Below are 25,971 nucleotides of genomic sequence, written 5' to 3' on the forward strand. Positions count from 1 at the left end.
AAATATTAAATTTGTACAAAAGTGAAAGCCGCTACTATAGAATCTTTTTCAAATGAAACAAAAATTATATCAAGGCTCAAGTAAAGCTCTTTATCAGTCACAAGAAGATTTTGCTTTTATTATGGCGTTTACTGACAAAATTACTTTAGAAAACGGAGAGATTTTTGATATTTCGGGTAAAGGGGTGCTGAATAATAATATTTCGTCCTTCATAATGAGCAGACTTGATATGGTAGGAATAGATAACCACCTAATTGAAAAAATTAACATGCGTGAGCAATTAATACAATCTGTAGATATTTTCCCCGTTCAAATATTAGTTTCTACAGTAGCTTGCGGTAGGTTTGTAAAAGAATTCTCTATGGAAGAAGGATACGTATTTGATCATCCAATTATCGATTTTAGAGTTAGAAGTAGTGAGTTAAAACATCCTATAATTAATGAACACCAAATACTAAATTTTGGTTGGTTAAGTAAACAAGAAATTGATGAAGTAAAACATAAAGCCATAAGAACATACGATTTTTTAAGTGGATTATTTACAGGTATTGGTATAAGGCTTGTTGAATGCAAACTAGAATTTGGCAGAGTGTTTAATGGTGAGGAATTTATGGTAATGTTGGCTGATGAAATTAGCCCGGATAATTGTCGTTTATGGAATATGAATAATAATGAGAAACTTGGAGCAGAAATGATTGCCAGTGATCCAGAAAAAGCTCTGAAATCTTATCAGGCAATAGCTGATTTATTAAAAGATAGAACTTTTTAAGTACACTCAAATGCTTTGAAGAATTGGATTTGAAAATGAATGGTGAGCATGCAAATCCATGATATTTTCAAAAAACAATTTGTAGGAGCAGAAGAGTGTATATAGTATACCTAAAACCTTCTCTAGGAAGAAAAAATAAATTGTAAACATGCTTAGTGCTACAAATTTTTGGTGTATAATAAAATGAAAATAATTAGTTACCTGAAGTCTTTTTTTTTATTTGAAATAATCTCAGGGCTTAGTTTAACTTTGAGGTATTTCTTTAAGCCTAAAGTAACTATAAATTATCCCTATGAGAAGGGGCGGATAAGCCCGAGATTTAAGGGCGAACATGCATTAAGGCGTTACGCCAACGGTGAGGAACGTTGTATTGCTTGTAAGTTGTGCGAAGCAATTTGTCCAGCTCAGGCTATTATTATTGAGGCAGAAGAAAGAGTAGATGGTAGTAGGCGTACCACTAGATATGATATTGATATGACTAAATGCATTTATTGTGGTCTATGCCAAGAAGCATGTCCAGTTGATGCGATAGTGGAAGGCCCTAATTTTGAATTTGCTACTATTAGTCATGAAGAATTGCTTTATAACAAAGAAAAATTATTGAAGAATGGTGATATGTGGGAACAAGAATTAGCAATTAAGCTACATAATGATTATAAATATAGATAATTATGGAGATGTTTTTTTATTTATTTGCCGGGCTAATGGTTGTAAGTAGTTGTTTGGTGGTCATTAGTAAAAACCCTGTTTATTCTGTATTGTGGCTGATCTTTACTTTCTGTAACGGTTCGGGGCTAATGGTTTTGCTAGGAGCAGAATTTTTGGCAATGATGTTGGTGGTGATATATGTTGGGGCAGTAGCGGTATTATTTTTGTTTGTTATCATGATGCTGAATATTCGTTTTACCGATATTATTGCACAATTCAAAAGAAACTTGCTTATTAGTATTGCTGTAGCACTTATTATGTTTGCTGATCTTGTCCTGATAATTTGCTTAGGGGCTAAAGATATAGTTTTAGATAACAGCCAATTTGAGGTAACATCAGGTGTCACTAATACTCATGCTATTGGACAGGTACTATATACTGACTATATTTTACCTTTTCAAATCTCGGGTATTATTTTATTTATGGCAATGATATCTTGTATTACCCTAACTATTAGGCATCGTAGTGGAGTTAAGAGGCAGGATATTGCCAAGCAACATGCTAAAAACAAAGATAATAGCATATTAGTGGTCAAACCACGTTTAAATGCAGGAGTAGGAGAAATACAATATGATTAGTACTATTACTTTGAAGCATTATTTAATTTTGTCAGCACTGATTTTTAGTATAGGAATGGTCGGTTTGTTTATGCATCGTAAGAATGTCATAACAATCCTGATGTCAATCGAATTGATGCTGCTCGCTGTAAACATAAATTTTGTAGCATTCTCTACTTATGCACATGAGATATCTGGTCAAATTTTTAGTATAATAATCTTAACAATAGCAGCTGCCGAGACCTCAATAGGTCTTGCTATATTACTAGTTTATTTTAGAAATAAAGGTTCGATAGAACTGAGTGATATGAATCAAATGAAGGGTTAATTTGGGAACTGATATGGTAGGTGTAGCAGCAATATTCACGGTAATATTACCATTGATTTCTGGCATGATCAATGGTTTGTTTTGTCAGTGTTTTAGCAAGAAGCAAGCAGCTTTTATTGCCACTATTGCAATAAGTTTATCGGCAATATTAGCTAGCTTGATATTTTATAACGTAGCAGTACATAAAGTCATTATTCATCTAATTTTAGCAAAATGGCTAGTGGTTGGTGAGATGAACATAAATTGGGCAATTTATGTTGATCAGCTGACTGCTATTATGTTCATAGTGGTTACTTGGATTTCAGCTGTAGTGCATATTTATTCTCTTGGCTATATGGCAGACGATAATGGATTACCTAAATTTCTATCATTATTCACCTTCTTTATGCTAGCTTTGGTATCAGCAGATAATTTTGTCCAATTATTTTTTGGTTGGGAAGGTGTTGGTCTATGTTCGTATTTGTTAATTGGCTTTTGGTATCAAAAAGAATCAGCGAATAAAGCAGCAATTAAAGCCTTTATAGTAAATAGGGTAGGAGATTTTGCTTTTATAATGGGGATTATTACCATTATTGTTTATTTTGGGGCAGTTGATTTTGCTAGTGTATTTGATAAAGCACAATTATTGTCTAATATGCAACTAAGTATATTGGGTTTTAGCACGTCAATAATTGACATAGTCTGTTTGCTATTATTTCTTGGGTGTATGGGTAAGTCGGCACAAATTGGCTTGCATATATGGCTACCCGATGCCATGGAAGGACCAACGCCTGTCTCGGCACTTATTCATGCTGCAACCATGGTAACAGCAGGGGTCTTTTTAGTAGCTAGGTGTTCTTATTTATTTGAGTATAGTGTAGGAGTATTGAGCTTTATTGCTATTATTGGTGGGATTACCTGTATATTTGCCGCAACTATTGCCATAGTTCAAGATGATATAAAAAAAATTATTGCCTATTCTACTTGTAGCCAACTTGGTTATATGTTTCTTGCTTGTGGTGTGTCAGCTTATAATGCTGGTATTTTTCATTTAGTCACTCATGCATTTTTTAAAGCTTTATTATTTTTATCAGCTGGTAATGTAATTCACGCTTGTCATGAGCAAAATATTTTTAAGATTGGTGGTTTGAAAGATAAGATGCCAATTACTTATTGTAATTTTTTAATTGGATCACTGGCACTCATAGGTATTTATCCTTTAGCAGGATTTTATTCAAAAGATGCTATTTTAGAGCTAGCATATAGTAGCGGTGGTATCGGTACTATCGTGTTTATTCTTGGAATTCTTGCTGCAGTCCTGACTGCCATTTATTCTATGAAAATTATCTTATTAGTATTTCATGGAAAAACTAGACTAACTATTGACATCAATCATGTCCATGAGTCACCCAATATCATGAATGGACCACTTAGTATTTTAGTGGCAGGTAGTTTTTTTGCAGGAATGATAGGTTATTATATATTGTTTTTTGACAAACCAAATGGTTATTTCCTTGATAGTATATTTAACATTCATATTTACCAAATACTAGCAATTCATCCTCCTCTTTATATAAAATTATTACCTATGGTTTCGGGACTAATAGGTATTGTTTTGGGGCTTTATTTTTATAGAAGAATCAAAGAAAAAATAAAAATAGGATTTATAGAAAAGCTGTTGGTACATAAATATTATTTTGATGAGGTTTATAACTTTGCGATAGTAAGATTAATAATTAACTTAAGTAAGTTATGCAATTTGATGGATCAAAGAGTGATAGATAGATTTGGTCCAAATAGCTTTGCCAAAACGGTAAATTACTTTGGTTTTTTGGTGAGTAGATCGCAGACAGGTTACGTATTTAATTACACTTTATATATAGTTTTATGTATAGTTGTTTATATTACTTTCTTTATAATAGGAATATTGCGAACTGATTCTTTTTGGTAAGTTTGAAGGAGGGATAGCCATGATTTTTCCATACAAAATTATTGATCTCACACACTCTTGATGAGCAGACTCCTTCGTGGAGTGGAGGTTGTGGGTTTAATATTGATGTTAAATTGGATTATTCTGACTGCCGACAGAATGAAGAATTTCGTGTGCAGCAGTTCAAAATGCATGCAGGGATTGGTACACATATGGATGCACCAGCACACTGTATTCCAGGAGTACTACCATTGACCAAATACTATTATTGCAGCTGGTTGCTCCTTGTGTTGTTATTGATGTATCAAGCTCTTGTTATGAGCGTTATAGTCTAAGCCTAACGGACATTGAACATTTTGAAGAACAATACGGGATGATTAATGAGGGAAGTTTTGTGATGATCAAAACAGGATGGGAAAAGTTTTGGGGTAATCCAAAAAAGTATAGCTATAATCACGTTTTTCCTTCTATATCAATTGAAGCAGCGGAGATACTGACAAAACGAGGTGTGTGCGGACTTGGTATTGACACTTTGTCACCAGACAGGCCAGTAGATGGATTTCCTGTTCATAAATTGTTTTTAGGCAATGGCAAATATATTGTTGAAAATGTTGCTAATTTGGTAAATCTACCTATAACAGGAAGCTGTATCTTAGCTTTGCTTAAGGTAAGAGGGGCAACAGAAGCTCCGATAAGGCTTATTGGTTTAATAAAAGAAGAAACAAACTTAAATTTTTAGAAGGTATAATGAAAAAACTTATTTTATATTTAAGCATTGGGTTATTGTTTAACACATCCTCACTGGCAGATACCAAATGCTTTTTGGCTAAAGAAAATGATAAAATTATCAAACAAAGAAGGTGATTGTGCATCACGCTATGCACCTTGCTCAACGTTCAAAATCGCCATTAGTTTAATGGGATATGAAGAAGGATTGCTAGTTGATGAGACTCATCCTGAGTTACCATTTAAAGAAGGTTATGTAGATTGGCTTGACAGGTGGAAACAGCCCCACAATCCAACAACATGGATGCAAAATAGTTGTGTTTGGTATTCTCAAGTTTTGACGCAAAAGCTTGGGATGAGTAAATTCAAAGACTATGTTATAAAATTTAACTATGGGAATCAAAATGTTTCAGGCGATAAAGGTAAAAACAATGGATTAACGAATTCATGGCTATCAAGTTCATTGGAAATCTCACCTGAAGAGCAAAGTGTGTTCTTACAGAATCTTATTGATAACAAATTACCAATAAGTCTTAAATCTCATGAAATGACAAAAAATATACTCTTTGTGGAGGAACTACCAAACGGCTGGAAACTTTATGGGAAAACAGGCAACGGTTCTCAACTTAATAAAAATAGAACTAAGAAGTTAGACCTCCAGCAAGGGTGGTTTGTTGGTTGGATTCAAAGAGATAATAGGACTATTGTATTTGTGAACCATATTACAGATGACAGTAAGCAAGACACTTATGCAAGCCTACGTGCTAAAGCAGAAGCAAAAGAAAAATTACTACATTTGATTGAAGACTGAGCAAAAATGATTTGAAAAATTAGGCTTCGTGAAGATTTTGTTTTTATGAGTAACTCTCTATACTCGAATGATCCTACAAATTAGAGTCGAAAATGAGGGGAAAGCGAACTAGGTGTACATTTAGTATATGTGTATGCGAGTTCCTGATATTTTCAAAAAACAATTCTTCAAAGCATTCGAATATACTCTTCCAATTAATTTTCAGGTTGGGTAGTATTAGGCACAGGATCATATCCACCTTGACAGAAAGGATTACACCTAATTATTCTCTTAATAAATAACCATAATCCTTTAATATTACCATGCATTATTATTGCTGATCTAGCATATTCTGAACATGATGGATTAAAACGACAATTATCACCAAGTAGGGGGGAAATAAAGAATTGATAAAATCTAATAAGTATGAGTAAAAAATTAAAGCGATGTTTCATTTTGATCATGGTTAGCTCAAAATAGAGTATAATCAAATAATTTAAAGAATTGTTTTTTAAAAATATCATGGGTTTGCATGCTCACCATTCATTTTCAAATCCAATTCTTCAAATCATTTGAGTATATTACTTACTTTGCAGTTTTTGGTTTTGATTCTTTACGTCCATTGCAGGCAGATTTTAGTTTTTCACCAGCAGAGAACTTAGGTTGAACGTAAGCTTCAATTTTAAGAGGCTGACCAGTTCTAGGATTTTTGCCAGCTCTAGCTGCTACTTTACTAGAGTAAAACTTACCAAAGCCAATCAGTATTACGTCTTTACCTTCAGCAAGAATAGAAGTAACTGCATTGGTAAATGTATTTATAATCTTTTCAGCTTCAACTTTAGTACAGTTTTGTTGGTTTGCTATATAATCAATGAATTCACCTTTGTGCATAAATTTTTCCTTTAAGTGAGTTAGTTTAATTTAATTCAGCTAATGATACCTTGTCTATCAGGTAAAGATATAGATATAGATGTTGTAAATCAATAATTATTAGCTATTAAAGTTATCTATATTATAAAATATTTTCACTTTACGTTTCTTTTTGATATTATTAACACATATCTCTATTTGTTGTTACTGGCTGTCAAGCATCATCATATAAGCATTCAAGCAGGGCAGTTTAAAAGTCACAGCTAATGATAGAAAAGTTTGTTTTTTAAAATGCATAAATGTCATTGCGAAGAGCCGCAAAGCGGCGACGCGGCAATCCAATAAATGTGGATTGCCACGACCACTACGTGGTCTCGTAATGATGTCTTGTACTTTTCTGCAATTTTTAAATTGCCATAGGGGTTATGCGTAAGGTGTGAGTAACTAATACTTCAATAGACTTCTTGTAGCACTTTAAACTCGATAATCTCAAGGCAAGTTTACACCAAAAAGGTATAAGCTAAAGTAAGAAAGGTAAAAAATGCAAATGAATCAGTTATGGTGGTTAAGAATACACCTGAGCCAGTGGCGGGATCAATATTTAAATAATGTAGAGTAATTGGTATTACTGAGCCAAAAAGACCAGCTATGAGAAACGTTAGGATAACGGCTATGGAGAAAATCAAGCTAAGATTTGGATCAGAAAGCATTGCTAAGCTTAATAGTGCCCCAACTAAGGCCAATATAGAGCCGTTAAATCCGCATACAGCTATTTCTTTAAGAATCACTCTCAGCACATTATTATGGTGAATATCTTTGTTGGCAAGTGCTCTAACTGTCACTGTCATGGCTTGTGTGCCGGCATTCCCTCCCATAGAAGCAACAATAGGCATAATAGCTGCTAGTGTTATAAGTTTTGAGATTGTAATACTAAACTGGTTAATAATTATCGATGTCATACAAGCAGTAATTAAATTGACAAATAACCAAGGGAATCTGTGTCTCACAGTATAAAATAGATTGTAAAATGTATCTTGAGTATGAACGCCACCGAGTGACATTATATCTTTTTCGGTTTGTTGTTCAATGATGTAAAGCATACTATCTATTGAAACGGTACCTATTAACTTGCCGCTTTTATTCACCACTGGTACAATTGTTAGAGCATATTGTTTAAAAATAAAACTTAACTCACTTAAATTAGTGAATACATCGGTAATTTTAAATTCAGGATTCATAAGATCTTTTACTAACTTATCCCCTTTATGCTTCAGTAAAGTGCTTAGAAGTATACTACCTATAGGTCGGTATTTACTGTCGAGTACAATAGCAGCATGAAAATCTTGTGTTATATGTTTGTGTCTAATAAAATCTATAGCCGTGGCTACTGTCCAATCTTCTTGAAATGACACAAAATTTCTTTCGATTACCCTACCAACAGTATCTTCTGGGTAAGTACAGCCTTCTATAATTTGCTGTCTTTTTTCTGCTTTGAGATTATTTAAGATCATTTCTTTTGTTAGATCATCAAGATCCTCGATAACTTCAACAGCATCTTCTATAGCAAGTTGATTAATTAACTGTACACTTTTCTGTACACCTAAAATTTGCATTATAAGTGGTTTACTGTTCACGCTAAGCTGTACTAAAGTTTCAGGCTTTAGTGTATCCTGTAACAAAGGAAGAATTGTTTTATAAGTTTTCTGATTTATATTATCTAAAACATCTGCAAGATCTGCATAGTGAAGATTACTCATAATCTCTATTGCTTTGCCAAATTCATCATTATTCAGAAGATTATTAATGTGCTCAAATGTTTCGTCAAATTGGTTTTGATGAACCGACAACATATTTTTTGATTGATTTTGCATAACTCCTCGTTTGAGTATACTGCTATGATTTCAAGAGTTAGTATGAAGGTCAACTTCAAGAAGAGCTAGGCAGTAGCAAAGTCGAGCAGCAGAGCATACATGAGTAACGGAGCAGCTTCGATTTTTAGATACGACGACCTTAATTCTTGAAGTTCACCGAGTATACTCAAATGATTTGAGTATATATACTGAATTTTCTAAAAGTACCCTCAATAGCCAAGAAGGATGAGTCACTTGTATTCTAACATGTTAGGTTTTATAAGACAACTAAGTTGAGAGTATATAGAAAACTGGTGCGGTCGAGAAGACTTGAACTTCCACTCTGTTAAGAACAGCCCCCTCAAAGCTGCGCGTCTACCAATTTCGCCACGACCGCAATTAATAATAAGTTTTTAATAAAATTATTCCAGTAGCCTAAATAATTTTGGTTAATCCAAATAGTGTATATAACAAATTATTCTACTAATATCAATATATACTCGAATGATCCTACGAATTGGATTTGAAAATACACGAGCATCCGTAATGGAAGTCAATAAGAAAATAATAACTTACCATAAATTTTCATTGCAAGAAGAATTATTTTTGACAATAGAGTGCATAAAAGCTAGTAATTTACGCATAACAGCAACAAGAGCAACTTTTGCTGGTTTATGTTTAGCAATTAAGTGGTCATAAAAATTACGTAAACGCTTATTACATCGTAAGACAGCTACTGCAGCCATATAAAGAACTCTTCGAAGATTACCTCTACCGGCAAAAATACTTCTTCTACCTTTATAACTACCGCTTTCTCTAGCAAAAGGAGCAAGATCTACTAAAGATGTTAACTGCCTAAAAGTAATATTACCAAGTTCTGGTGCTTCACATATTACAGTGCTAGCAAGAGTAATGCCATTATTATAGTGTTTATAAGTATTGAAGATTTGGTTGAACGATAGCAAGAAAATTATAATATCGAAAATTAAAAAAATCTTGGTTGTAACAATATCACGGTTCTATAAACAAATTAGAATTAGAAGGGAGAAAAGGGATATTTGGTAAAAATATAGCCTGAGATCAAAGAGATGTTGATTATCAAAATTGTATAGCATACGAAATATTGTTTATATTATGAAAAATAATTAATTTTTTTATTGTCCCACTTTGGGAGAAAAACCCCGCACTTGCAGTGCGTCGTTTCAACATAAATTTTAAATATCTTATCAAGAAAAGATAGGATATTTTTTAACAAAATCTTACACTTCACAGATATATTTTTTTGTGTTGTGACACTTTCTAAATGAGCCATACACAAATAGTTTCTAACTTTTAAGTTAGTACATACATGAGGCATTCATGCCGTAATATTAAGCTCTGCACTTGCAGTGCAGAGTGGTTAACTAAAATAAGTTGACTATTATTTTAGAATTGATTTTAATTAAAATATGGCAACATAAATCAACCTAATAGCATGGCAAAATATAAAATGGTTGATGATTTTGATGATGGGGATAAAGGTAACGGGAAAGAAGAAGACAAGGTAAGTCTCGATCTGTTTAAGAGTGCAGTTTAGGAATATTTAAGAAGGATGCTACACGAGTCTATACTGATGTTTCTTCAGAGGTAGGGCAATGGGTTAATGCTATTAAGGCAATCACCACAAAATATCCTAACAAGGATGAAGAAATTTCTGTGTCTGCTTCAAGTTGGGCTGATAGACAATTAGAATAGCATTGTCAACAATTTCACTCATATCAGGGAGCATCTTCTTCCCAGCATAATGCTTCGTACGAAACTTGTCCTGATACGTCTGACTCGGAAGCAGATACCGTACTAGCTGGAAACTCCATATGTGTTATGAAATTATGTAGTATCAAACCCTAAAATTATAGTCCCATATGTCAAATTGACATGTGGGGTTTTTAAAACAGTTATATATAATTCTAGATAATATATAAGTAAGATTTAAACAACTATGAGCAAATTTGTACAAGCAGATGGTAGAGTTATATATACTCAAACGAGTCTGTCCTATAGTTTGTGTAAGTTGCAAAGAAAGCAGTAAGAGATTACTGTAAAAAAAGTAACTTAAGCAAGCAAGGAGGAATTATGGCTAAAAAATTAGATACAGATAAAGATACATTAGACATCAGTAATCAGCTAGTAGAAGAATTATTATCAAAAGCAGATCCATCGGAGTTATTTGGTCGAGATGGTTTATTTCAACAGCTAAAGAAGCAAATAGTTGAGAAAATATTAGCAAGTGAGTTGGATCATGAATTAGGATATTCAAAACATAGCAAGATGCCAAAAGTAGATAATAATCGTCGTAATGGTAGCTATGAGAAGACAGTAATTGATGGGGATGGTCGTAAGCTGACAGTAGAAGTACCAAGAGATCGGGAAGGAGAGTATAATCCTCAATTAATACCAAAAGGGCTGAGGAGATTTAATGGATTTGATGAGAAAGTGATATCCCTTTATGGTCGCGGTATGACAGTCAGCGAGATCCGAGGGCATTTAGAAGAAATATATCAAACTGATGTATCTGGTGACTTGATATCCACCATAACAGATGGGGTGATAGAAGAAGTAACTAGGTGGCAAAATCGTTGTTTAGATAGGGTGTATCCAATATTATACTTGGACTGTATCTATGTAAAATCTAGAGACAATCACATAGTAATAAATAAAGCAGTATATTTAGCACTTGCTGTAAATATAGAAGGGAAAAAGGAGTTACTTGGCATTTGGATAGGCAAAAATGAAGGTGCTAAATTTTGGATGCAAGTAGTTACTGAGTTAAAGAATCGAGGAATTGAACAAATTTATGTTGCTTGTGTGGATGGTTTAAAGGGCTTTCCAGAAGCTATAAGCAGTGTATTCCCGAGTACTATAGTACAATTATGTATTGTACATATGGTTCGCAATTCAGTAAAGTATGTGTCATATAAAGATTTAAAAGAGGTCACATCAGATCTAAAACAAATTTATACAGCTAATAATGACGAAATGGCACGTTTAAAACTTCAGCAATTTGGTGTAAAATGGGATAAAAAATATCCGGTAATTTCTGATATTTGGCAACGTAATTGGTCTGGGATAATACTGTTTTTTGCCTTTCCTGAAGAGATCAGAAAGGTAATTTATACTACTAACACTATAGAATCTGTAAATCGTCAAATTAGAAAAATTATCAAAAATAAGGGGGTGTTTCCAGATGATAAGTCAATTCAAAAAATAATATTTTTATCCCTACAAAATGCAGCCAAAAAATGGACCATGCCTATTAAAGATTGGTCTTTAGCTTTAAATCAATTTGAAATACTTTGTGGAGATTTTAAATATGATTTATTGGAAAATAAAAAATGAACTTACACAAATTAAATGATTGACTCACTCAAACCAATCTAACTAAACAACAAAAAGAAGCTATTGGATTACTCTCAATTGGCACGTTCTTAGAGTATTTTGACCTAATGCTTTATGTACATATGGCTGTTTTACTCAATAGTCTGTTTTTTCCCCAAAATGATCCAGATTCTGCCTCTTTTTTTACTGCAATTGCATATAGTATCACTTTTGTTTTTAGACCATTTGGAGCATTGCTGTTTGGGTGGATAGGAGACACTATTGGTCGAAAAATAACTATCATTGTTACAACCTTTATGATGGCAGCCTCGTGTTTTGTTATGGCTACCTTGCCAACTTATGAACAAATTGGAATTACGGCTTCGTGGATTATTAGTATATGTCGTGCAGTACAAGGTATATCTTCCTTAGGTGAGAGGGTGGGAGCAGAGTTATATTTAATGGAAATAACAAAACCACCAATACAATATCCAGTTGTAACGTTGATTACGGTTTGTGCCTCCTTGGGGTCAATGGTTGCATTAGGTTTTGGTTTTTTGATTACTAACTATGGATTTAATTGGCGCTATCTTTTTTGGTTTGGGATGATAATTGCCACTATAGGTACAGTTGCTAGAACTAACTTAAGAGAAGCACAAGAATTTGCTAATGCAAAATTACGATTAAAAACATTTTTTGATAACCATTTTATTGTCCCACTTTGGGAGAAAAACCCCGCACTTGCAGTGCGTCGTTTCAACATAAATTTTAAATATCTTATCAAGAAAAGATAAGAATGAATCATACAGATATTTTTTAACAAAATCTTACACTTCACAGATATATTCTTTTTGTGTTGTGACACTTTCTAAATGAGCCATACACAAATAGTTTCTAACTTTTAAGTTAGTACATACATGAGGCATTCATGCCGTAATATTAAGCTCTGCACTTGCAGTGCAGAGTGGTTAACTCTTAGTAACCTTACGTAATTGGCTATTGACAGATTCTACACTATTAGTTGTGTATATTACTTTCCTTATCGCCTCAGGGTATCCTAGAAAAACCATTAAATTTTCCCAATGAACATACCAAGATTTAGCAATTTGTGGATACTGTTTACTCCATTTAGCTTCAAAAGATTCTAAAGCAAGATGTGCTTCTTCCTCTGTGCTAGCAGTATATATAGGCTTTAAATCAGCCGCTAATTCTTTTCGGTCTTTATATGATACATATTTTAAACTATTTCTAATCTGATGTACAATACATAATTGATGTTCGGTTTTCGGAAAAACTGCTTCTATTGCCTCAGACATACCGGTTAAATTATCACTGCAAGCAATAAGCATGTCTTGCATACCTCTGTTCTTCATCTCAGTAAAATTACCAAGCCAAAATTTCGCTCCTTCATTTTCACTGATCCACAATCCTAAAATATCCTTCCTTCCAGATAAATCTATAATGGACTGAAAAAATTAGACAAAGAAGCAGGTATTTTTGTTTCTCAATAAGTATAGAATAATAAATAAAATTAAAGAGAAACAAATGGGTAAAAAACAAATTAAAAATTTTAGTGCAGAAGCAAAAACTAAAATAGTATTAGAGATGTTAAAAGAAGAATCAACAATAGGTCAGTTATCGGTCAAATATGAAGTAACGGCTAAAACTATGCAAAACTGGAAACGACAATTTTTAGATAATGCGTCATTGGCATTTGAGCCAGCAAAAGCTGTTAGTGAGTACAAAGGGCAGATTAGTGAACTTAAGAATCAAAACGATGAACTTGCAAAAGCATTAGGTAAGGCTACAGTCGAGAGGGACTGGGCGGTGGGAAAGCTAAACAGCTTGGACTTATCAAATAAGAAAAGTCTTGTCGACCCCAAGCTGAGTACGTTAGCAAAGACAAGGCAATGTGAACTATTAAAGATAAGCAGATCTGGAGTATATTATAAAGCTAAAGTAATGAGCTTATATAATCTTGATATTTTAAATAGAATAGATGAAATATATACGGATAACCCTGAGTATGGTTATCGTTATATATACAAACAATTATTGGAAGACGGCTTTAATGTGGGCAGAGATAGGGTGCTTAAATATATGGGAATAATGGGTATAGAAGCTATTCATCCTCATAAAAAGCAATCTACTTCTGTGAAGGATGGTCAACATAAAATTTATAGCTATTTGCTTGAGCCGTACTGGCACAAATCAGGAACGAATAGAACTATTCATGTACCTTATGTTAATCAAGTGTGGAGTGGTGACATTACTTATATTAGAACTAACGGAGGATTTATGTATCTTGTGGCGATTATAGATTGGCATAGTAAGGCAATACTAAGTTATAAAGTATCTAATTCTATGGATGCATCACTTGTAACCGATGTATTAAAAGATGCACTGAATAAATACCCTGCACCACAAATATTCAATAGTGATCAGGGTAGTCAATATACTGGACATGAGCATACGGGAATTCTAAAAGAGAATAATATACAAATCTCAATGAACGGTAAGGGTAGAAGCATTGATAATATTGTGATTGAAAGATTTTTTAGAACTTTAAAATATAATTGTATATTTATAAATGATTTTAAAAATATCGCAGAACTTAAAGATGGTATTGATAAATACATGGATAAATATAACAATCAAAGATTCCATTCAAGTATTGGTTATAAAAAACCGATGAACGTGTATCTTGATTACTTACAAAATGCAGCTTAAAAATTATGTAAAATGGGAAACAAAATTAGTGAAAAATTTGTCTTGAAAAATCAGTCCAGTTTCATCAATACCTAATGCTACATATACAGACTTATTGATAATTCGTTTATCTTGACGTACTTTTACTACTAAACAGTCAAAAAATACTATAGCATATACTCGATCCAATGGTCGGCTTTGCCATATCTTGACATCCTCAATTACATCATCAGTAATTTGACTTATCAAACTTTCGCTAACGTCAGCTCCATACAATTCTTGCATTTGAATCTTAATATCAGATAAGCTCATTCCTTTAGCGTATAATGATATTATGATCTGTCAACAGTTTTCCGGACAGTTTGTTTAGGCACATTTTTGCATTTTCTCGTATTCAGGAGTTTCGCACTTAGCAAAAAATATGTTAATCTAGCAAGAAAGAGTTTTAGTTAAGCATGGCAAGATCAAAATGTAGCAAAGACTTATATAAATCATTTTTACAAGCAAGTAGCGTAAGATATAGTGGTAAAGCATTATCTGAAGTAAGTCCAATAAACCTATCTCATGATAGTGCAAGTCGATGGTTAAATAGTAAGGATTTCCGCCCTAGCGGGATCTACAGAGAAGTGTCAAAATATATTGATAGGGAAGCTTCTTGTTTATTAGTGGGAGATGACACGTTATTGTCAAAGCAATACAGTAAGAAAATTGAGCTTGTACATTATCAATATTCTGGAGCTGTACATGATGTTATACCTGGTATAGGGATGGTCAACTTACTGCATTACAATGCTAAAACTGATCAATCTACCCCTGTAGATTATAGAATATATGATAAAGAAACTGATGGAAAAACAAAGAATGAGCATTTTTGTGATATGCTTACTTTAGCTAAGGAAAGAGGGATCAATCCTGATGCAGTAGTAATGGATGCGTGGTATAGCGGTTTGGAGAATTTGAAACATATACGTAATTTAGGTTGGACATGGGTTAGTAACCTAAGAAAAAATAGAAAAGTTAATCATAATGTTAGCTTAGAAAGTTTAGAGATTCCTGATGAGGGACTAAAAATTCACCTACGTGGATACGGTTGGGTTACGGTATTTAAGTTTGTGGCAAAAAATGGTCGCATTGATTACATAACAACTAACTTAGAAAATCCAACACGTGAACAAATAGAGAAAATTGTTAAGGCACGGTGGTCTATAGAAGTTTATCATCGAGAATTAAAACAAACTTGTGGTATTGAACGCTGTCAGGCACGCACGGGTCGAGCTCAGAGAAATCATATTTGCCTTGCTGTATTTGCTTGGCTCGATATGAACAAAAGGAGGATAAATGAAAAAATTACTTTATATCAACAAACTTGGGAAGTTATAAAAACATCAATTCAGAACAACATTAGATGCCTTTTAGCTGATTCGCAATTTTGCTAACTGCGAAACTCCTGGTATTGTACAGGTGATAGATAGTCATTAGTTGAATGCATCCTTATACGATTATAAAATACTTCTATATATTCAAATATGGCATATTTTGCTTCCTCCCTAGTTTTAAATTTATATTGATAAATTAGTTCTGTTTTTATAGTGTGAAAAAAGCTTTCAGCAACAGCATTATCCCAACAATTTCCTTTACCGCTCATACTCTGTATAATACCATGTTGTTTTGTAAGTTTTGAATGGCTATCAGAACAATATTGACTACCTCTATCAGTATGCCAAATAAGTCCTTTAGGTGGTTTACGTTGCCATATTGCCATTAGCAGAGCATTATTAACTAAATCAGCTTTCATGTTACTATTCATTGACCACCCTATAATTTTCCTAGAAAATAGATCAATAACGGTTGCTAAGTACAGCCAACCTTCTTCAGTTGGAACATATGTGATGTCCCCAACCCAATAACAATTAGCAGCATAGACCTTGAACTTTCTATCCAATAAATTAGGAGCAACTTGCTTATTATGACTAGAATCAGTAGTTGCTTTAAATTTATGTTTGCTTTTACATACTAAACCAGCTTCATTCATTAGCCTTGCAATCCGCTTCCGACTAACAATTATACCGTGTCTAGATAGTTCCTTTTTAATGGGTCTAGATCCATAATTCCTTCTACCTTCTTGAAAAATTGTTTTAATCTTACAGGTTAAAGCATTATCTTCTTTGTCCCTATTGCATTCAGGGGTAGTTAACCATTCATAATAGCCACTACGTGATACTTTCATAAATTTGCACATAATCGCAGTTGAAAAATCACCTTTATGCTTCTTTATCCATGCGTACTTTATTGGGACTCTTTCGCAAAGTACGCGGCAGCCTTTTTTAATAGATCACGCTCCTGCGTTACCCTAGCTAAATCTTTCTTTAATCTTTTTAATTCATCATAGAGATGTTCATCTGTTCGCATTATTGATTCTTTAGGTTTGGAATATTTATCTACCCAAGTATATAGAGTATTTCTAGTAATACCTAACTCTTTAGCTGTTTGTGACACAGGTCGCTTGGACTCAATTGCTAATTTAACTGCTGACTCTTTAAATTCAGCCGGATAAACCTTTGGTTTGCTATTAGTCATTTTTGTACTTCCTTTCTGTTAATATTGTCTCCTATTAACTGTCCGGAAAACTATAACCACATCATTATTTTATCATCAAATCCTTCAATACGTCTTTGACGCTTCGGAATTAATGCAGGTTCAAATGTACTACTTCTATCCCTTGGAACCTCAATCTCTACAACTCCATTATTTGTTACTAGATTCTTTACATTCCTACCATTACGAACATTATCACTATCAGTATGACAATATTTATCATATCCTAAATGATTATTCATCTCTGACTGCAATGCCTTCTCTACAAGCCGTTTGGTTAATTGTTTTAATAAACCATCCTCTTTAACAGGAGTTTCGCAGTTAGCAAAATTGCGAATCAGCTAAAAGGCATCTAATGTTGTTCTGAATTGATGTTTTTATAACTTCCCAAGTTTGTTGATATAAAGTAATTTTTTCATTTATCCTCCTTTTGTTCATATCGAGCCAAGCAAATACAGCAAGGCAAATATGATTTCTCTGAGCTCGACCCGTGCGTGCCTGACAGCGTTCAATACCACAAGTTTGTTTTAATTCTCGATGATAAACTTCTATAGACCACCGTGCCTTAACAATTTTCTCTATTTGTTCACGTGTTGGATTTTCTAAGTTAGTTGTTATGTAATCAATGCGACCATTTTTTGCCACAAACTTAAATACCGTAACCCAACCGTATCCACGTAGGTGAATTTTTAGTCCCTCATCAGGAATCTCTAAACTTTCTAAGCTAACATTATGATTAACTTTTCTATTTTTTCTTAGGTTACTAACCCATGTCCAACCTAAATTACGTATATGTTTCAAATTCTCCAAACCGCTATACCACGCATCCATTACTACTGCATCAGGATTGATCCCTCTTTCCTTAGCTAAAGTAAGCATATCACAAAAATGCTCATTCTTTGTTTTTCCATCAGTTTCTTTATCATATATTCTATAATCTACAGGGGTAGATTGATCAGTTTTAGCATTGTAATGCAGTAAGTTGACCATCCCTATACCAGGTATAACATCATGTACAGCTCCAGAATATTGATAATGTACAAGCTCAATTTTCTTACTGTATTGCTTTGACAATAACGTGTCATCTCCCACTAATAAACAAGAAGCTTCCCTATCAATATATTTTGACACTTCTCTGTAGATCCCGCTAGGGCGGAAATCCTTACTATTTAACCATCGACTTGCACTATCATGAGATAGGTTTATTGGACTTACTTCAGATAATGCTTTACCACTATATCTTACGCTACTTGCTTGTAAAAATGATTTATATAAGTCTTTGCTACATTTTGATCTTGCCATGCTTAACTAAAACTCTTTCTTGCTAGATTAACATATTTTTTGCTAAGTGCGAAACTCCTGTTTAAGTAATGTTGATATATCTGTATCATTATTTATTGTCCCACTTTGGGAGAAAAACCCCGCACTTGCAGTGCGTCGTTTCAACATAAATTTTAAATATCTTATCAAGAAAAGATAAGATAAGATAAGATATTTTTTAACAAAATCTTACACTTCACAGATATATTCTTTTTGTGTTGTGACACTTTCTAAATGAGCCATACACAAATAGTTTCTAACTTTTAAGTTAGTACATACATGAGGCATTCATGCCGTAATATTAAGCTCTGCACTTGCAGTGCAGAGTGGTTAACTAATAAATCTATCGCTTGATTCATTGCTTCATTTTGTTTTTGGTGCATTATAATTTCTCCTTTTGTTATATTATATTTTTATATAACCTTTGAAAAATTTACACACTTATTTGTACAGAGCCTAATTTTGCTCAATTCTCAGAAGCTATAGATAGATTTTTTGCTAATATTGATCAATACAAAGGTAATTTGCTTACTCTTATAACTGACCAATTTCAGACTATAACTTTTAATCATTTTGCCAACTCTTCAGGTTAATTGAGTATACTTATAGTAGTATTGTATACGCCTTAGCACAGGTTTTGTCGCATCTATAAATCATACTACATCAAGATTGTTAAAACTAAGGTTTTGGACATTATGATGCCATTAACATAGCAAAATTCTCAAAAGTAGAAAGATTATCATTAGCTCCAATTATTTGTCTTTTTTGCATCATACGAATATTTTCTATACCGGTAATAGTCATTTCTGCAGAATGAAAACTCTTAAAACCAAGCATTGGCTTTGTACGTTTTTTGATAAACCTATGATCTTGTTCTACAAGATTATTCAGGTATTTGGTCTGAATAACCTTAATTTTATAATCTTTAGGAACTTCTGTATTCAAATCATTAAGAGCAGCCGTATTACTACCGCTTTTATCAATTACTACTTTCTCAGGAAAATTATTCTCTCTAAAGGCTTTACGAAAAAATGCAAGTGCTGCAGGCTTGTCTCTATGCTTACGTAGCAGAAAGTCTACAGTATTACCAAGACTATCTAGTGCTCTATATAAATAAACCCATTTACCGTTTAATTTAATATAAGTCTCATCCATTCTCCAACTACTACCAACTGGCTTCTTTCTTTTTCTAACCACCTGATCTATCAATGGTACAAATTTTATAACCCATCTTTGTAATGTAGAGTGATCAATTTTTGCTCCCCTTATACTCATCATTTCTTCCAAATCTCGATAACTTAAAGAAAATCGGCATTTCATATAGACAAATAACATTATTATTTCTGGTGAAGAACAAAATCCTTTGAAATATGATAATAATCTTGCAGTAATACGAAACATCTTAACATCTTTTTTAGATCATTATATCAATCTTTTTTCTATTGTCCAACATATGCGACAGAACCAGTCCATCCGCTAAAACTCTACAAGCCCTATAGATAATAGGGTTTTATGGCATAAAATAATAGCAAAATCCATAAGAAAATGAGGGTTTTAGTATCAAAAGCTTATGGAAATAAGAAAAAGTAGTAGTGGGAAAATTTAGTACGTTTTAAGAAATAGGCTGTTTTTTGACAAAAAAATTTAAATTAGCCCTCAAAATCGTAGTAATTTGTTCTAAAATCGTACAGTTTTTGGGAATTAGTGCCTAAAATAATATTTTCTTGAGTTTTGGCGGATGGACTATCTACCTAATAGGTAAACCAGGGACTGGCAAGTATACTATAGCAAAGGAAATAGCAAAAGCTGGCTACAGCATATGTGACAACCAGCATATCAATAAGGTTCTGTCGCATATGTTGGACAATAGAAAAAAGATTGATATAATGATCTAAAAAAGATGTTAAGATGTTTCGTATTACTGCAAGATTATTATCATATTTCAAAGGATTTTGTTCTTCACCAGAAATAATAATGTTATTTGTCTATATGAAATGCCGATTTTCTTTAAGTTATCGAGATTTGGAAGAAATGATGAGTATAAGGGGAGCAAAAATTGATCACTCTACATTACAAAGATGGGTTATAAAATTTGTACCATTGATAGATCAGGTGGTTAGAAAAAGAAAGAAGCCAGTTGGTAGTAGTTGGAGAATGGATGAGACTTATATTAAATTAAACGGTAAATGGGTTTATTTATATAGAGCACTAGATAGTCTTGGTAATACTGTAGACTTTCTGCTACGTAAGCATAGAGACAAGCCTGCAGCACTTGCATTTTTTCGTAAAGCCTTTAGAGAGAATAATTTTCCTGAGAAAGTAGTAATTGATAAAAGCGGTAGTAATACGGCTGCTCTTAATGATTTGAATACAGAAGTTCCTAAAGAGAGTCTGTCCTATAGTTTGTGTAAGTTGCAAAGAAAGCAGTAAGAGATTACTGTAAAAAAAATAACTTAAGCAAGCAAGGAGGAATTATGGCTAAAAAATTAGATACAGATAAAGATACATTAGACATCAGTAATCAGCTAGTAGAAGAATTATTATCAAAAGCAGATCCATCGGAGTTATTTGGTCGAGATGGTTTATTTCAACAGCTAAAGAAGCAAATAGTTGAGAAAATATTAGCAAGTGAGTTGGATCATGAATTAGGATATTCAAAACATAGCAAGATGCCAAAAGTAGATAATAATCGTCGTAATGGTAGCTATGAGAAGACAGTAATTGATGGGGATGGTCGTAAGCTGACAGTAGAAGTACCAAGAGATCGGGAAGGAGAGTATAATCCTCAATTAATACCAAAAGGGCTGAGGAGATTTAATGGATTTGATGAGAAAGTGATATCCCTTTATGGTCGCGGTATGACAGTCAGCGAGATCCGAGGGCATTTAGAAGAAATATATCAAACTGATGTATCTGGTGACTTGATATCCACCATAACAGATGGGGTGATAGAAGAAGTAACTAGGTGGCAAAATCGTTGTTTAGATAGGGTGTATCCAATATTATACTTGGACTGTATCTATGTAAAATCTAGAGACAATCACATAGTAATAAATAAAGCAGTATATTTAGCACTTGCTGTAAATATAGAAGGGAAAAAGGAGTTACTTGGCATTTGGATAGGCAAAAATGAAGGTGCTAAATTTTGGATGCAAGTAGTTACTGAGTTAAAGAATCGAGGAATTGAACAAATTTATGTTGCTTGTGTGGATGGTTTAAAGGGCTTTCCAGAAGCTATAAGCAGTGTATTCCCGAGTACTATAGTACAATTATGTATTGTACATATGGTTCGCAATTCAGTAAAGTATGTGTCATATAAAGATTTAAAAGAGGTCACATCAGATCTAAAACAAATTTATACAGCTAATAATGACGAAATGGCACGTTTAAAACTTCAGCAATTTGGTGTAAAATGGGATAAAAAATATCCGGTAATTTCTGATATTTGGCAACGTAATTGGTCTGGGATAATACCGTTTTTTGCCTTTCCTGAAGAGATCAGAAAGGTAATTTATACTACTAACACTATAGAATCTGTAAATCGTCAAATTAGAAAAATTATCAAAAATAAGGGGGTGTTTCCAGATGATAAGTCAATTCAAAAAATAATATTTTTATCCCTACAAAATGCAGCCAAAAAATGGACCATGCCTATTAAAGATTGGTCTTTAGCTTTAAATCAATTTGAAATACTTTGTGGAGATTTTAAATATGATTTATTGGAAAATAAAAAATGAACTTACACAAATTAAATGATTGACTCCCTAAAGATTATAAAATTAAGGTTATTCAGACCAAATACCTGAATAATCTTGTAGAACAAGATCATAGGTTTATCAAAAAACGTACAAAGCCAATGCTTGGTTTTAAGAGTTTTCATTCTGCAGAAATGACTATTACCGGTATAGAAAATATTCGTATGATGCAAAAAAGACAAATAATTGGAGCTAATGATAATCTTTCTACTTTTGAGAATTTTGCTATGTTAATGGCATCATAATGTCCAAAATCTTAGTTTTAACAATCTTGATGTAGTATGATTTATAGATGCGACAAAACCGATGGACTAGATAACGGTAGTCATTTTGTTTAATCTCACTAAAAGCTAACTATACTAATTTTATTGTCCCACTTTGGGAGAAAAACCCCGCACTTGCAGTGCGTCGTTTCAACATAAATTTTAAATATCTTATCAAGAAAAGATAAGAATGAATCATACAGATATTTTTTAACAAAATCTTACACTTCACAGATATATTCTTTTTGTGTTGTGACACTTTCTAAATGAGCCACAAATAGTTTCTAACTTTTAAGTTAGTACATACATGAGGCATTCATGCCGTAATATTAAGCTCTGCACTTGCAGTGCAGAGTGGTTAACTTATGTTAAACTCTAAAAACTTAGACATTGATTTATAGTCACCTTTTTGGTTAAAACCCCCAGCTTCAGCTGGGAAAGACTTCAGTCCTTGTTCTAATATTTCAATTCACTATAACTTGAATATATGATATTTTAATATACATTTTAATATACATAAGAGCAAGCTCTTCATGTATATTAAAATATCATATATGACAGATTATAACAAGACTAGCCACACTGTATTTTACCATCGCTTTCATGTTGTTTGGATCACTAAATATCGCTACAAAGTATTGCAGGGTAACTTATAAGAATTAGGATCAGAGAGATAGCACAGGCATTAGTAATATCTCTTTAGAGTAATAGCGACTTCCAGTCTAGATATCAACCCACCAGCTTCAGCTGGTTGTTATTGAGTAATTTTTCAAAGCATTTGAGTATATGTTACATTAATTACGACGTCACCATTCTTTAGAACTTGATTTGTTGATGAAAATTGCTCAACAAATTCTATGGTGCGAGCAGACGTAACGTTTTTGAGATCTATTATTAGGTCATCAGAAAGTTTTTCTCCTATAATTTCTAGTATCTCAATATCAGCTTTAACTGAGAAATTCTTTTCTGCTTTAGCTTTCCTAACCAAATCTAGTATTTCAATAAGTCTATCAGGCTCAGTTTGATCTACCGGAAAAGATAAATTTTTGATTTGAGACCAGTTGCCCCTTGTATGTATAGATTTTGTACTATACAAAATTTGCCAAATTTCTTCTGTTATATGTGGAAGGAAAGGAGCTAATAATTTAAGCAAGATTTTTATAGAATGATATAAGGTTATTATGGCACTATACTGGTCTTTATTATCTGAACCATCCATATTATAAGCTCGGGTTTTAGTTATCTCGAGGTAATTATCACAAAATACTGACCAAAAAAACTTTTCTATCAAATCCACAGCATTGGCATACTCATAATTTTGCATATCTGATTCAATTTTGCTTACTAACTCAACTAGTTTTACTATTAACCATTGGTCAAACTTATGACAAATTTTGCTTTCTATATCAGAAATCTGGGCATTTTTATCTAGTGGGTCTAATTTATCGAAGTGAATAGCAGCAAATTTAGCAGCGTTCCATAATTTATTAACAAGCCTCTTACCATTTTTCAGCACGTCTTCAGAGTAAACAGTGTCTGCTCCAAGTCTAGATTTAGAAGTCCAATAACGCGTTACATCAGCACCGTATTGCTCTAGCAATTTTTGTGGTACAATAATATTCCCTTTAGATTTTGACATTTTGCTACGATCAAATGCAAGACACCATCCACTAATCATGATGTTTTTCCAAGGTAGGGTATTTTCATGCAATTGGGCTTTAAGTATTGTGTAAAAAGCCCATGTCCTAATAATTTCATGAGCTTGCGGTCGTAAATCAGCTGGAAATAATTTATGGTGACGCTCAGCATCTATATTAAACTTTTCAGATATACCGTGACTACTTAATTGCGGCGAGATGGCACTAGTCGCCCAAGTATCCATAACGTCATAATCTGGCTCTACCTCTTCCCGCGAATAGCCAATTGGTAAATCTTGGGTTGGGTCTACTGGTAGTTGGGTTATATCTGGAAATATAGCTTTGCCTACTTCGCCAATTCTTTTAGAATACCAAACAGGGAATGGCACACCAAAATAGCGTTGACGACTTATACACCAATCCCATGATAGGCTATTTATCCAATTCTCAAGCCTAATTTTCATATTTTGGGGATGCCAATTAATCTCATTTGCTCGTTGCATTAAAATGTCTTTATGTTTTATCGTACGAACAAACCATTGAGGTGTTGTAAGTATTTCTAGTGGAGCCCCTGAACGTTCAGCACATTTTACTGTTTGAGTAATTTCTACTTGTTTAATTAATAAATTTTTCTCTTTTAAGATTTCAATAATTTTACTTCTAGCATCTTTTATTTTTAAGCCATTTATCTGATTATAAGAAGATGAATTTGATAATTCGGCTGGGAAATCTATCGTACCTTTTTTATCTATAATAATCTTCATAGGTAAATTATGCGTTCTCCACCAAGTTATGTCGGTTACGTCACCAAAAGTACAGCACATAACAAGCCCAGTTCCTTTATCTATTTGCACTAAATCATCTGCTAAAATAGGTACTTTAACATCAAATAGCGGTGTTATGGCAAATTGCCCTTGCAAATGTTTGTATCTATCATCATTTGGGTTATAAAATACCGCAACGCACGCTGCTAACAATTCTGGTCTAGTGGTAGCAATAATAATCTTCTCACCCTTATTAGTCTGAAAAACTATGTCATTCATCATTGAGGTTTTTTCTTGATCTTCGATATCAGCCTGAGCCAAAGCCGTTTGATCAACTGTATCCCACAATATTGGTTGATTATTGCGGTAAATTTCTCCTTTATCAACTAAGTCTAAAAATGACATTTGTGATATTTTTCGTGATAACGGATTAATTGTTTGATACTCTAAAGTCCAATCAACCGATAAAGCCATTTGATTAAATAATGAACGAAACTTTTCTTCTTCAGAAATAACGACTTCTTTACATATTTCAATAAATTGCTCTCTTGCTATACTAGCTGCTTTTAGCTGTTTTTGTTTTTCAACTAAACGTTCGGTAGGCAAACCATTATCATCAAAACCGATTGGATAAAAAATATTTTTACCCAGCATCCGTTTAAAACGGACAATAAAATCCGCCTGGGTATAACTATAAACATGTCCTATATGCAGTTGTCCTGAGACTGTTGGTGGCGGAGTATCTACTACAAAACTATTTTCTCTTGTTTCATTTTTATCCCAAAGATAAATTTTTTGTTCTTGCCAAAATTTTTGCCATTTTCTTTCGCTTTCACTAAAGCTATAATCTTTTGGAAATGCTATCATAATAATATCCTAATTATATAGGGAGTGTTGCTAACTAACCTGAATTCGATATATAGCTAACTTAGTATTACGCCGTCATTGCAAGGAGACCAAAGGTCTACGAAGCAATCCATTTTTGATTATTTCTTGTGGATTGCTTCGTTGCCACTAAAGTGATTCCTCGCTAATAGACGTTTGTGAGTTTGGTATAATATACTCGG

At 33.2% G+C, this 25,971-nt stretch carries 23 protein-coding genes, 1 tRNA gene and 6 pseudogenes; 14 read left to right on the forward strand and 16 right to left on the reverse strand.

Translation table 11 applies throughout. From position 1 onward, the window contains the following. The first annotated feature begins 52 nt into the window (after positions 1–52). From AAHN00_RS05070 to blaOXA, 7 genes and pseudogenes are all read left to right on the forward strand, one after another. The gene (locus AAHN00_RS05070) at positions 53–769 is read left to right on the forward strand and encodes a phosphoribosylaminoimidazolesuccinocarboxamide synthase (RefSeq protein ID WP_341747414.1); all 717 of its coding nucleotides are present in this window, start codon (positions 53–55) and stop codon (positions 767–769) included. Positions 770–958: 189 nt separating this feature from the next. Further along, positions 959–1,438 (forward strand): NADH-quinone oxidoreductase subunit NuoI, encoded by a 480-nt coding sequence (gene nuoI / locus AAHN00_RS05075; RefSeq protein ID WP_342272574.1) that lies wholly within the window; start codon positions 959–961, stop codon positions 1,436–1,438. 2 nt (positions 1,439–1,440) lie between these two features. Continuing rightward, positions 1,441–2,055 carry an NADH-quinone oxidoreductase subunit J gene (locus tag AAHN00_RS05080; protein WP_342272315.1) on the forward strand — a complete coding sequence of 205 codons (615 nt, stop codon included), beginning with the start codon at positions 1,441–1,443 and terminating at the stop codon, positions 2,053–2,055. After that, entirely contained in the window at positions 2,048–2,362 is a 315-nt protein-coding gene (gene nuoK / locus AAHN00_RS05085) for an NADH-quinone oxidoreductase subunit NuoK (RefSeq protein ID WP_342272316.1), read from the forward strand. The genes AAHN00_RS05080 and nuoK overlap by 8 nt, the downstream gene beginning before the upstream one ends. 13 nt (positions 2,363–2,375) lie before the next feature. Further along, on the forward strand, positions 2,376–4,292 hold the full coding sequence (gene nuoL / locus AAHN00_RS05090; RefSeq protein WP_342272575.1) for an NADH-quinone oxidoreductase subunit L: 1,917 nt from the start codon (positions 2,376–2,378) through the stop codon (positions 4,290–4,292). Between the two features lie 152 nt (positions 4,293–4,444). Continuing rightward, positions 4,445–5,010, forward strand: a pseudogene (locus AAHN00_RS05095) (cyclase family protein). An 8-nt stretch (positions 5,011–5,018) separates the two neighbouring features. After that, positions 5,019–5,808: pseudogene (blaOXA, locus tag AAHN00_RS05100) on the forward strand (class D beta-lactamase). A gap of 194 nt (positions 5,809–6,002) precedes the next feature. On the opposite strand, the gene yidD reads toward blaOXA, so the two are convergent. The 6 genes from yidD to AAHN00_RS05130 form a co-directional block, all read right to left on the reverse strand. Beyond that, positions 6,003–6,242, reverse strand: a complete 240-nt coding sequence (gene yidD / locus AAHN00_RS05105; RefSeq protein ID WP_342272576.1) for a membrane protein insertion efficiency factor YidD — start codon at positions 6,240–6,242, stop codon at positions 6,003–6,005. 130 nt (positions 6,243–6,372) lie between these two features. After that, positions 6,373–6,678 (reverse strand): HU family DNA-binding protein, encoded by a 306-nt coding sequence (locus AAHN00_RS05110; RefSeq protein ID WP_342272318.1) that lies wholly within the window; start codon positions 6,676–6,678, stop codon positions 6,373–6,375. Positions 6,679–7,157: 479 nt separating this feature from the next. Continuing rightward, positions 7,158–8,528, reverse strand: a complete 1,371-nt coding sequence (gene mgtE / locus AAHN00_RS05115) for a magnesium transporter (protein WP_341755048.1) — start codon at positions 8,526–8,528, stop codon at positions 7,158–7,160. Between the two features lie 291 nt (positions 8,529–8,819). Then, positions 8,820–8,904: transfer RNA gene (locus AAHN00_RS05120), tRNA-Leu, on the reverse strand. A gap of 175 nt (positions 8,905–9,079) precedes the next feature. Beyond that, positions 9,080–9,472, reverse strand: coding sequence for a transposase (locus AAHN00_RS05125; protein ID WP_342272319.1), 393 nt, complete (start codon positions 9,470–9,472; stop codon positions 9,080–9,082). Positions 9,473–9,639: 167 nt separating this feature from the next. Further along, positions 9,640–9,819: a hypothetical protein gene (locus AAHN00_RS05130; RefSeq protein WP_342272320.1), complete on the reverse strand. Its 180-nt coding sequence runs from the start codon at positions 9,817–9,819 to the stop codon at positions 9,640–9,642. An 800-nt stretch (positions 9,820–10,619) separates the two neighbouring features. Here AAHN00_RS05130 and AAHN00_RS05135 point away from each other — a divergent pair. Beyond that, positions 10,620–11,882 (forward strand): IS256 family transposase, encoded by a 1,263-nt coding sequence (locus AAHN00_RS05135; RefSeq protein WP_342272321.1) that lies wholly within the window; start codon positions 10,620–10,622, stop codon positions 11,880–11,882. A gap of 122 nt (positions 11,883–12,004) precedes the next feature. Then, positions 12,005–12,655, forward strand: a complete 651-nt coding sequence (locus AAHN00_RS05140) for an MFS transporter (RefSeq protein WP_342272577.1) — start codon at positions 12,005–12,007, stop codon at positions 12,653–12,655. 177 nt (positions 12,656–12,832) lie between these two features. Here the strand turns inward: AAHN00_RS05140 and AAHN00_RS05145 are convergent. Next, a pseudogene (locus AAHN00_RS05145) lies at positions 12,833–13,321 on the reverse strand (IS256 family transposase); the annotation flags it as partial. An 85-nt stretch (positions 13,322–13,406) separates the two neighbouring features. Between AAHN00_RS05145 and AAHN00_RS05150 the strand changes: the two are divergent. Further along, positions 13,407–14,591 (forward strand): IS3 family transposase, encoded by a 1,185-nt coding sequence (locus AAHN00_RS05150; protein ID WP_342270912.1) that lies wholly within the window; start codon positions 13,407–13,409, stop codon positions 14,589–14,591. A gap of 54 nt (positions 14,592–14,645) precedes the next feature. Here the strand turns inward: AAHN00_RS05150 and AAHN00_RS05155 are convergent. Beyond that, positions 14,646–14,906, reverse strand: a pseudogene (locus AAHN00_RS05155) (transposase); the annotation flags it as partial. A 119-nt stretch (positions 14,907–15,025) separates the two neighbouring features. Here AAHN00_RS05155 and AAHN00_RS05160 point away from each other — a divergent pair. Beyond that, a complete protein-coding gene (locus AAHN00_RS05160) occupies positions 15,026–16,006 on the forward strand; it encodes a transposase (protein WP_342271025.1) in 981 nt (326 codons plus the stop codon). Here AAHN00_RS05160 and AAHN00_RS05165 read toward each other — a convergent pair. From AAHN00_RS05165 to AAHN00_RS05190, 6 genes are all read right to left on the reverse strand, one after another. Continuing rightward, complete coding sequence (locus tag AAHN00_RS05165) at positions 16,003–16,899, reverse strand: IS3 family transposase (RefSeq protein ID WP_342272578.1); 897 nt, start codon at positions 16,897–16,899, stop codon at positions 16,003–16,005. The genes AAHN00_RS05160 and AAHN00_RS05165 overlap by 4 nt on opposite strands. Then, the gene (locus AAHN00_RS05170; protein WP_342270937.1) at positions 16,857–17,147 is read right to left on the reverse strand and encodes a transposase; all 291 of its coding nucleotides are present in this window, start codon (positions 17,145–17,147) and stop codon (positions 16,857–16,859) included. Before AAHN00_RS05170 ends, AAHN00_RS05165 begins: the two co-directional genes overlap by 43 nt. A 50-nt stretch (positions 17,148–17,197) precedes the next feature. After that, entirely contained in the window at positions 17,198–17,506 is a 309-nt protein-coding gene (locus AAHN00_RS05175) for a transposase (protein WP_342272579.1), read from the reverse strand. Then, complete coding sequence (locus tag AAHN00_RS05180) at positions 17,487–18,467, reverse strand: transposase (RefSeq protein ID WP_342271025.1); 981 nt, start codon at positions 18,465–18,467, stop codon at positions 17,487–17,489. Before AAHN00_RS05180 ends, AAHN00_RS05175 begins: the two co-directional genes overlap by 20 nt. A gap of 42 nt (positions 18,468–18,509) precedes the next feature. Then, entirely contained in the window at positions 18,510–18,635 is a 126-nt protein-coding gene (locus AAHN00_RS05185; RefSeq protein ID WP_342272322.1) for a hypothetical protein, read from the reverse strand. A gap of 543 nt (positions 18,636–19,178) precedes the next feature. After that, on the reverse strand, positions 19,179–19,886 hold the full coding sequence (locus AAHN00_RS05190) for an IS6 family transposase (RefSeq protein ID WP_342270905.1): 708 nt from the start codon (positions 19,884–19,886) through the stop codon (positions 19,179–19,181). Positions 19,887–20,393: 507 nt separating this feature from the next. Between AAHN00_RS05190 and AAHN00_RS05195 the strand changes: the two are divergent. From AAHN00_RS05195 to AAHN00_RS05205, 3 genes and pseudogenes are all read left to right on the forward strand, one after another. Continuing rightward, a pseudogene (locus AAHN00_RS05195) lies at positions 20,394–20,873 on the forward strand (IS6 family transposase); the annotation flags it as partial. Positions 20,874–20,959: 86 nt separating this feature from the next. Continuing rightward, positions 20,960–22,222, forward strand: coding sequence for an IS256 family transposase (locus AAHN00_RS05200; protein WP_342270914.1), 1,263 nt, complete (start codon positions 20,960–20,962; stop codon positions 22,220–22,222). Positions 22,223–22,245: 23 nt separating this feature from the next. Next, positions 22,246–22,485 (forward strand): annotated as a pseudogene (locus AAHN00_RS05205) (DDE-type integrase/transposase/recombinase); the annotation flags it as partial. Between the two features lie 109 nt (positions 22,486–22,594). Here the strand turns inward: AAHN00_RS05205 and AAHN00_RS05210 are convergent. Next, positions 22,595–22,762 (reverse strand): hypothetical protein, encoded by a 168-nt coding sequence (locus AAHN00_RS05210; protein WP_342272323.1) that lies wholly within the window; start codon positions 22,760–22,762, stop codon positions 22,595–22,597. A gap of 510 nt (positions 22,763–23,272) precedes the next feature. Further along, positions 23,273–25,771, reverse strand: a complete 2,499-nt coding sequence (locus AAHN00_RS05215; protein WP_342272324.1) for a valine--tRNA ligase — start codon at positions 25,769–25,771, stop codon at positions 23,273–23,275. Between the last annotated feature and the right edge of the window lie 200 nt (positions 25,772–25,971).

It is taken from the genome of Candidatus Tisiphia endosymbiont of Parasteatoda lunata (genome assembly GCF_964030955.1).
Taxonomy (GTDB): Bacteria; Pseudomonadota; Alphaproteobacteria; order Rickettsiales; family Rickettsiaceae; genus Tisiphia.

Bases quoted from the DNA above. Each gene is read 5' to 3' on its own strand.
- AAHN00_RS05070 (WP_341747414.1), top strand. From the start codon at position 53: ATGAAACAAAAATTATATCAAGGCTCAAGTAAAGCTCTTTATCAGTCA.
- AAHN00_RS05080 (WP_342272315.1), top strand. From the start codon at position 1,441: ATGGAGATGTTTTTTTATTTATTTGCCGGGCTAATGGTTGTAAGTAGT.
- nuoK (WP_342272316.1), top strand. From the start codon at position 2,048: ATGATTAGTACTATTACTTTGAAGCATTATTTAATTTTGTCAGCACTG.
- nuoL (WP_342272575.1), top strand. From the start codon at position 2,376: ATGGTAGGTGTAGCAGCAATATTCACGGTAATATTACCATTGATTTCT.
- yidD (WP_342272576.1), bottom strand. From the start codon at position 6,242: ATGAAACATCGCTTTAATTTTTTACTCATACTTATTAGATTTTATCAA.
- AAHN00_RS05110 (WP_342272318.1), bottom strand. From the start codon at position 6,678: ATGCACAAAGGTGAATTCATTGATTATATAGCAAACCAACAAAACTGT.
- mgtE (WP_341755048.1), bottom strand. From the start codon at position 8,528: ATGCAAAATCAATCAAAAAATATGTTGTCGGTTCATCAAAACCAATTT.
- AAHN00_RS05130 (WP_342272320.1), bottom strand. From the start codon at position 9,819: ATGGCTCATTTAGAAAGTGTCACAACACAAAAAAATATATCTGTGAAG.
- AAHN00_RS05135 (WP_342272321.1), top strand. From the start codon at position 10,620: ATGGCTAAAAAATTAGATACAGATAAAGATACATTAGACATCAGTAAT.
- AAHN00_RS05140 (WP_342272577.1), top strand. From the start codon at position 12,005: ATGGCTGTTTTACTCAATAGTCTGTTTTTTCCCCAAAATGATCCAGAT.
- AAHN00_RS05150 (WP_342270912.1), top strand. From the start codon at position 13,407: ATGGGTAAAAAACAAATTAAAAATTTTAGTGCAGAAGCAAAAACTAAA.
- AAHN00_RS05160 (WP_342271025.1), top strand. From the start codon at position 15,026: ATGGCAAGATCAAAATGTAGCAAAGACTTATATAAATCATTTTTACAA.
- AAHN00_RS05170 (WP_342270937.1), bottom strand. From the start codon at position 17,147: ATGACTAATAGCAAACCAAAGGTTTATCCGGCTGAATTTAAAGAGTCA.
- AAHN00_RS05180 (WP_342271025.1), bottom strand. From the start codon at position 18,467: ATGGCAAGATCAAAATGTAGCAAAGACTTATATAAATCATTTTTACAA.
- AAHN00_RS05190 (WP_342270905.1), bottom strand. From the start codon at position 19,886: ATGTTTCGTATTACTGCAAGATTATTATCATATTTCAAAGGATTTTGT.
- AAHN00_RS05200 (WP_342270914.1), top strand. From the start codon at position 20,960: ATGGCTAAAAAATTAGATACAGATAAAGATACATTAGACATCAGTAAT.
- AAHN00_RS05215 (WP_342272324.1), bottom strand. From the start codon at position 25,771: ATGATAGCATTTCCAAAAGATTATAGCTTTAGTGAAAGCGAAAGAAAA.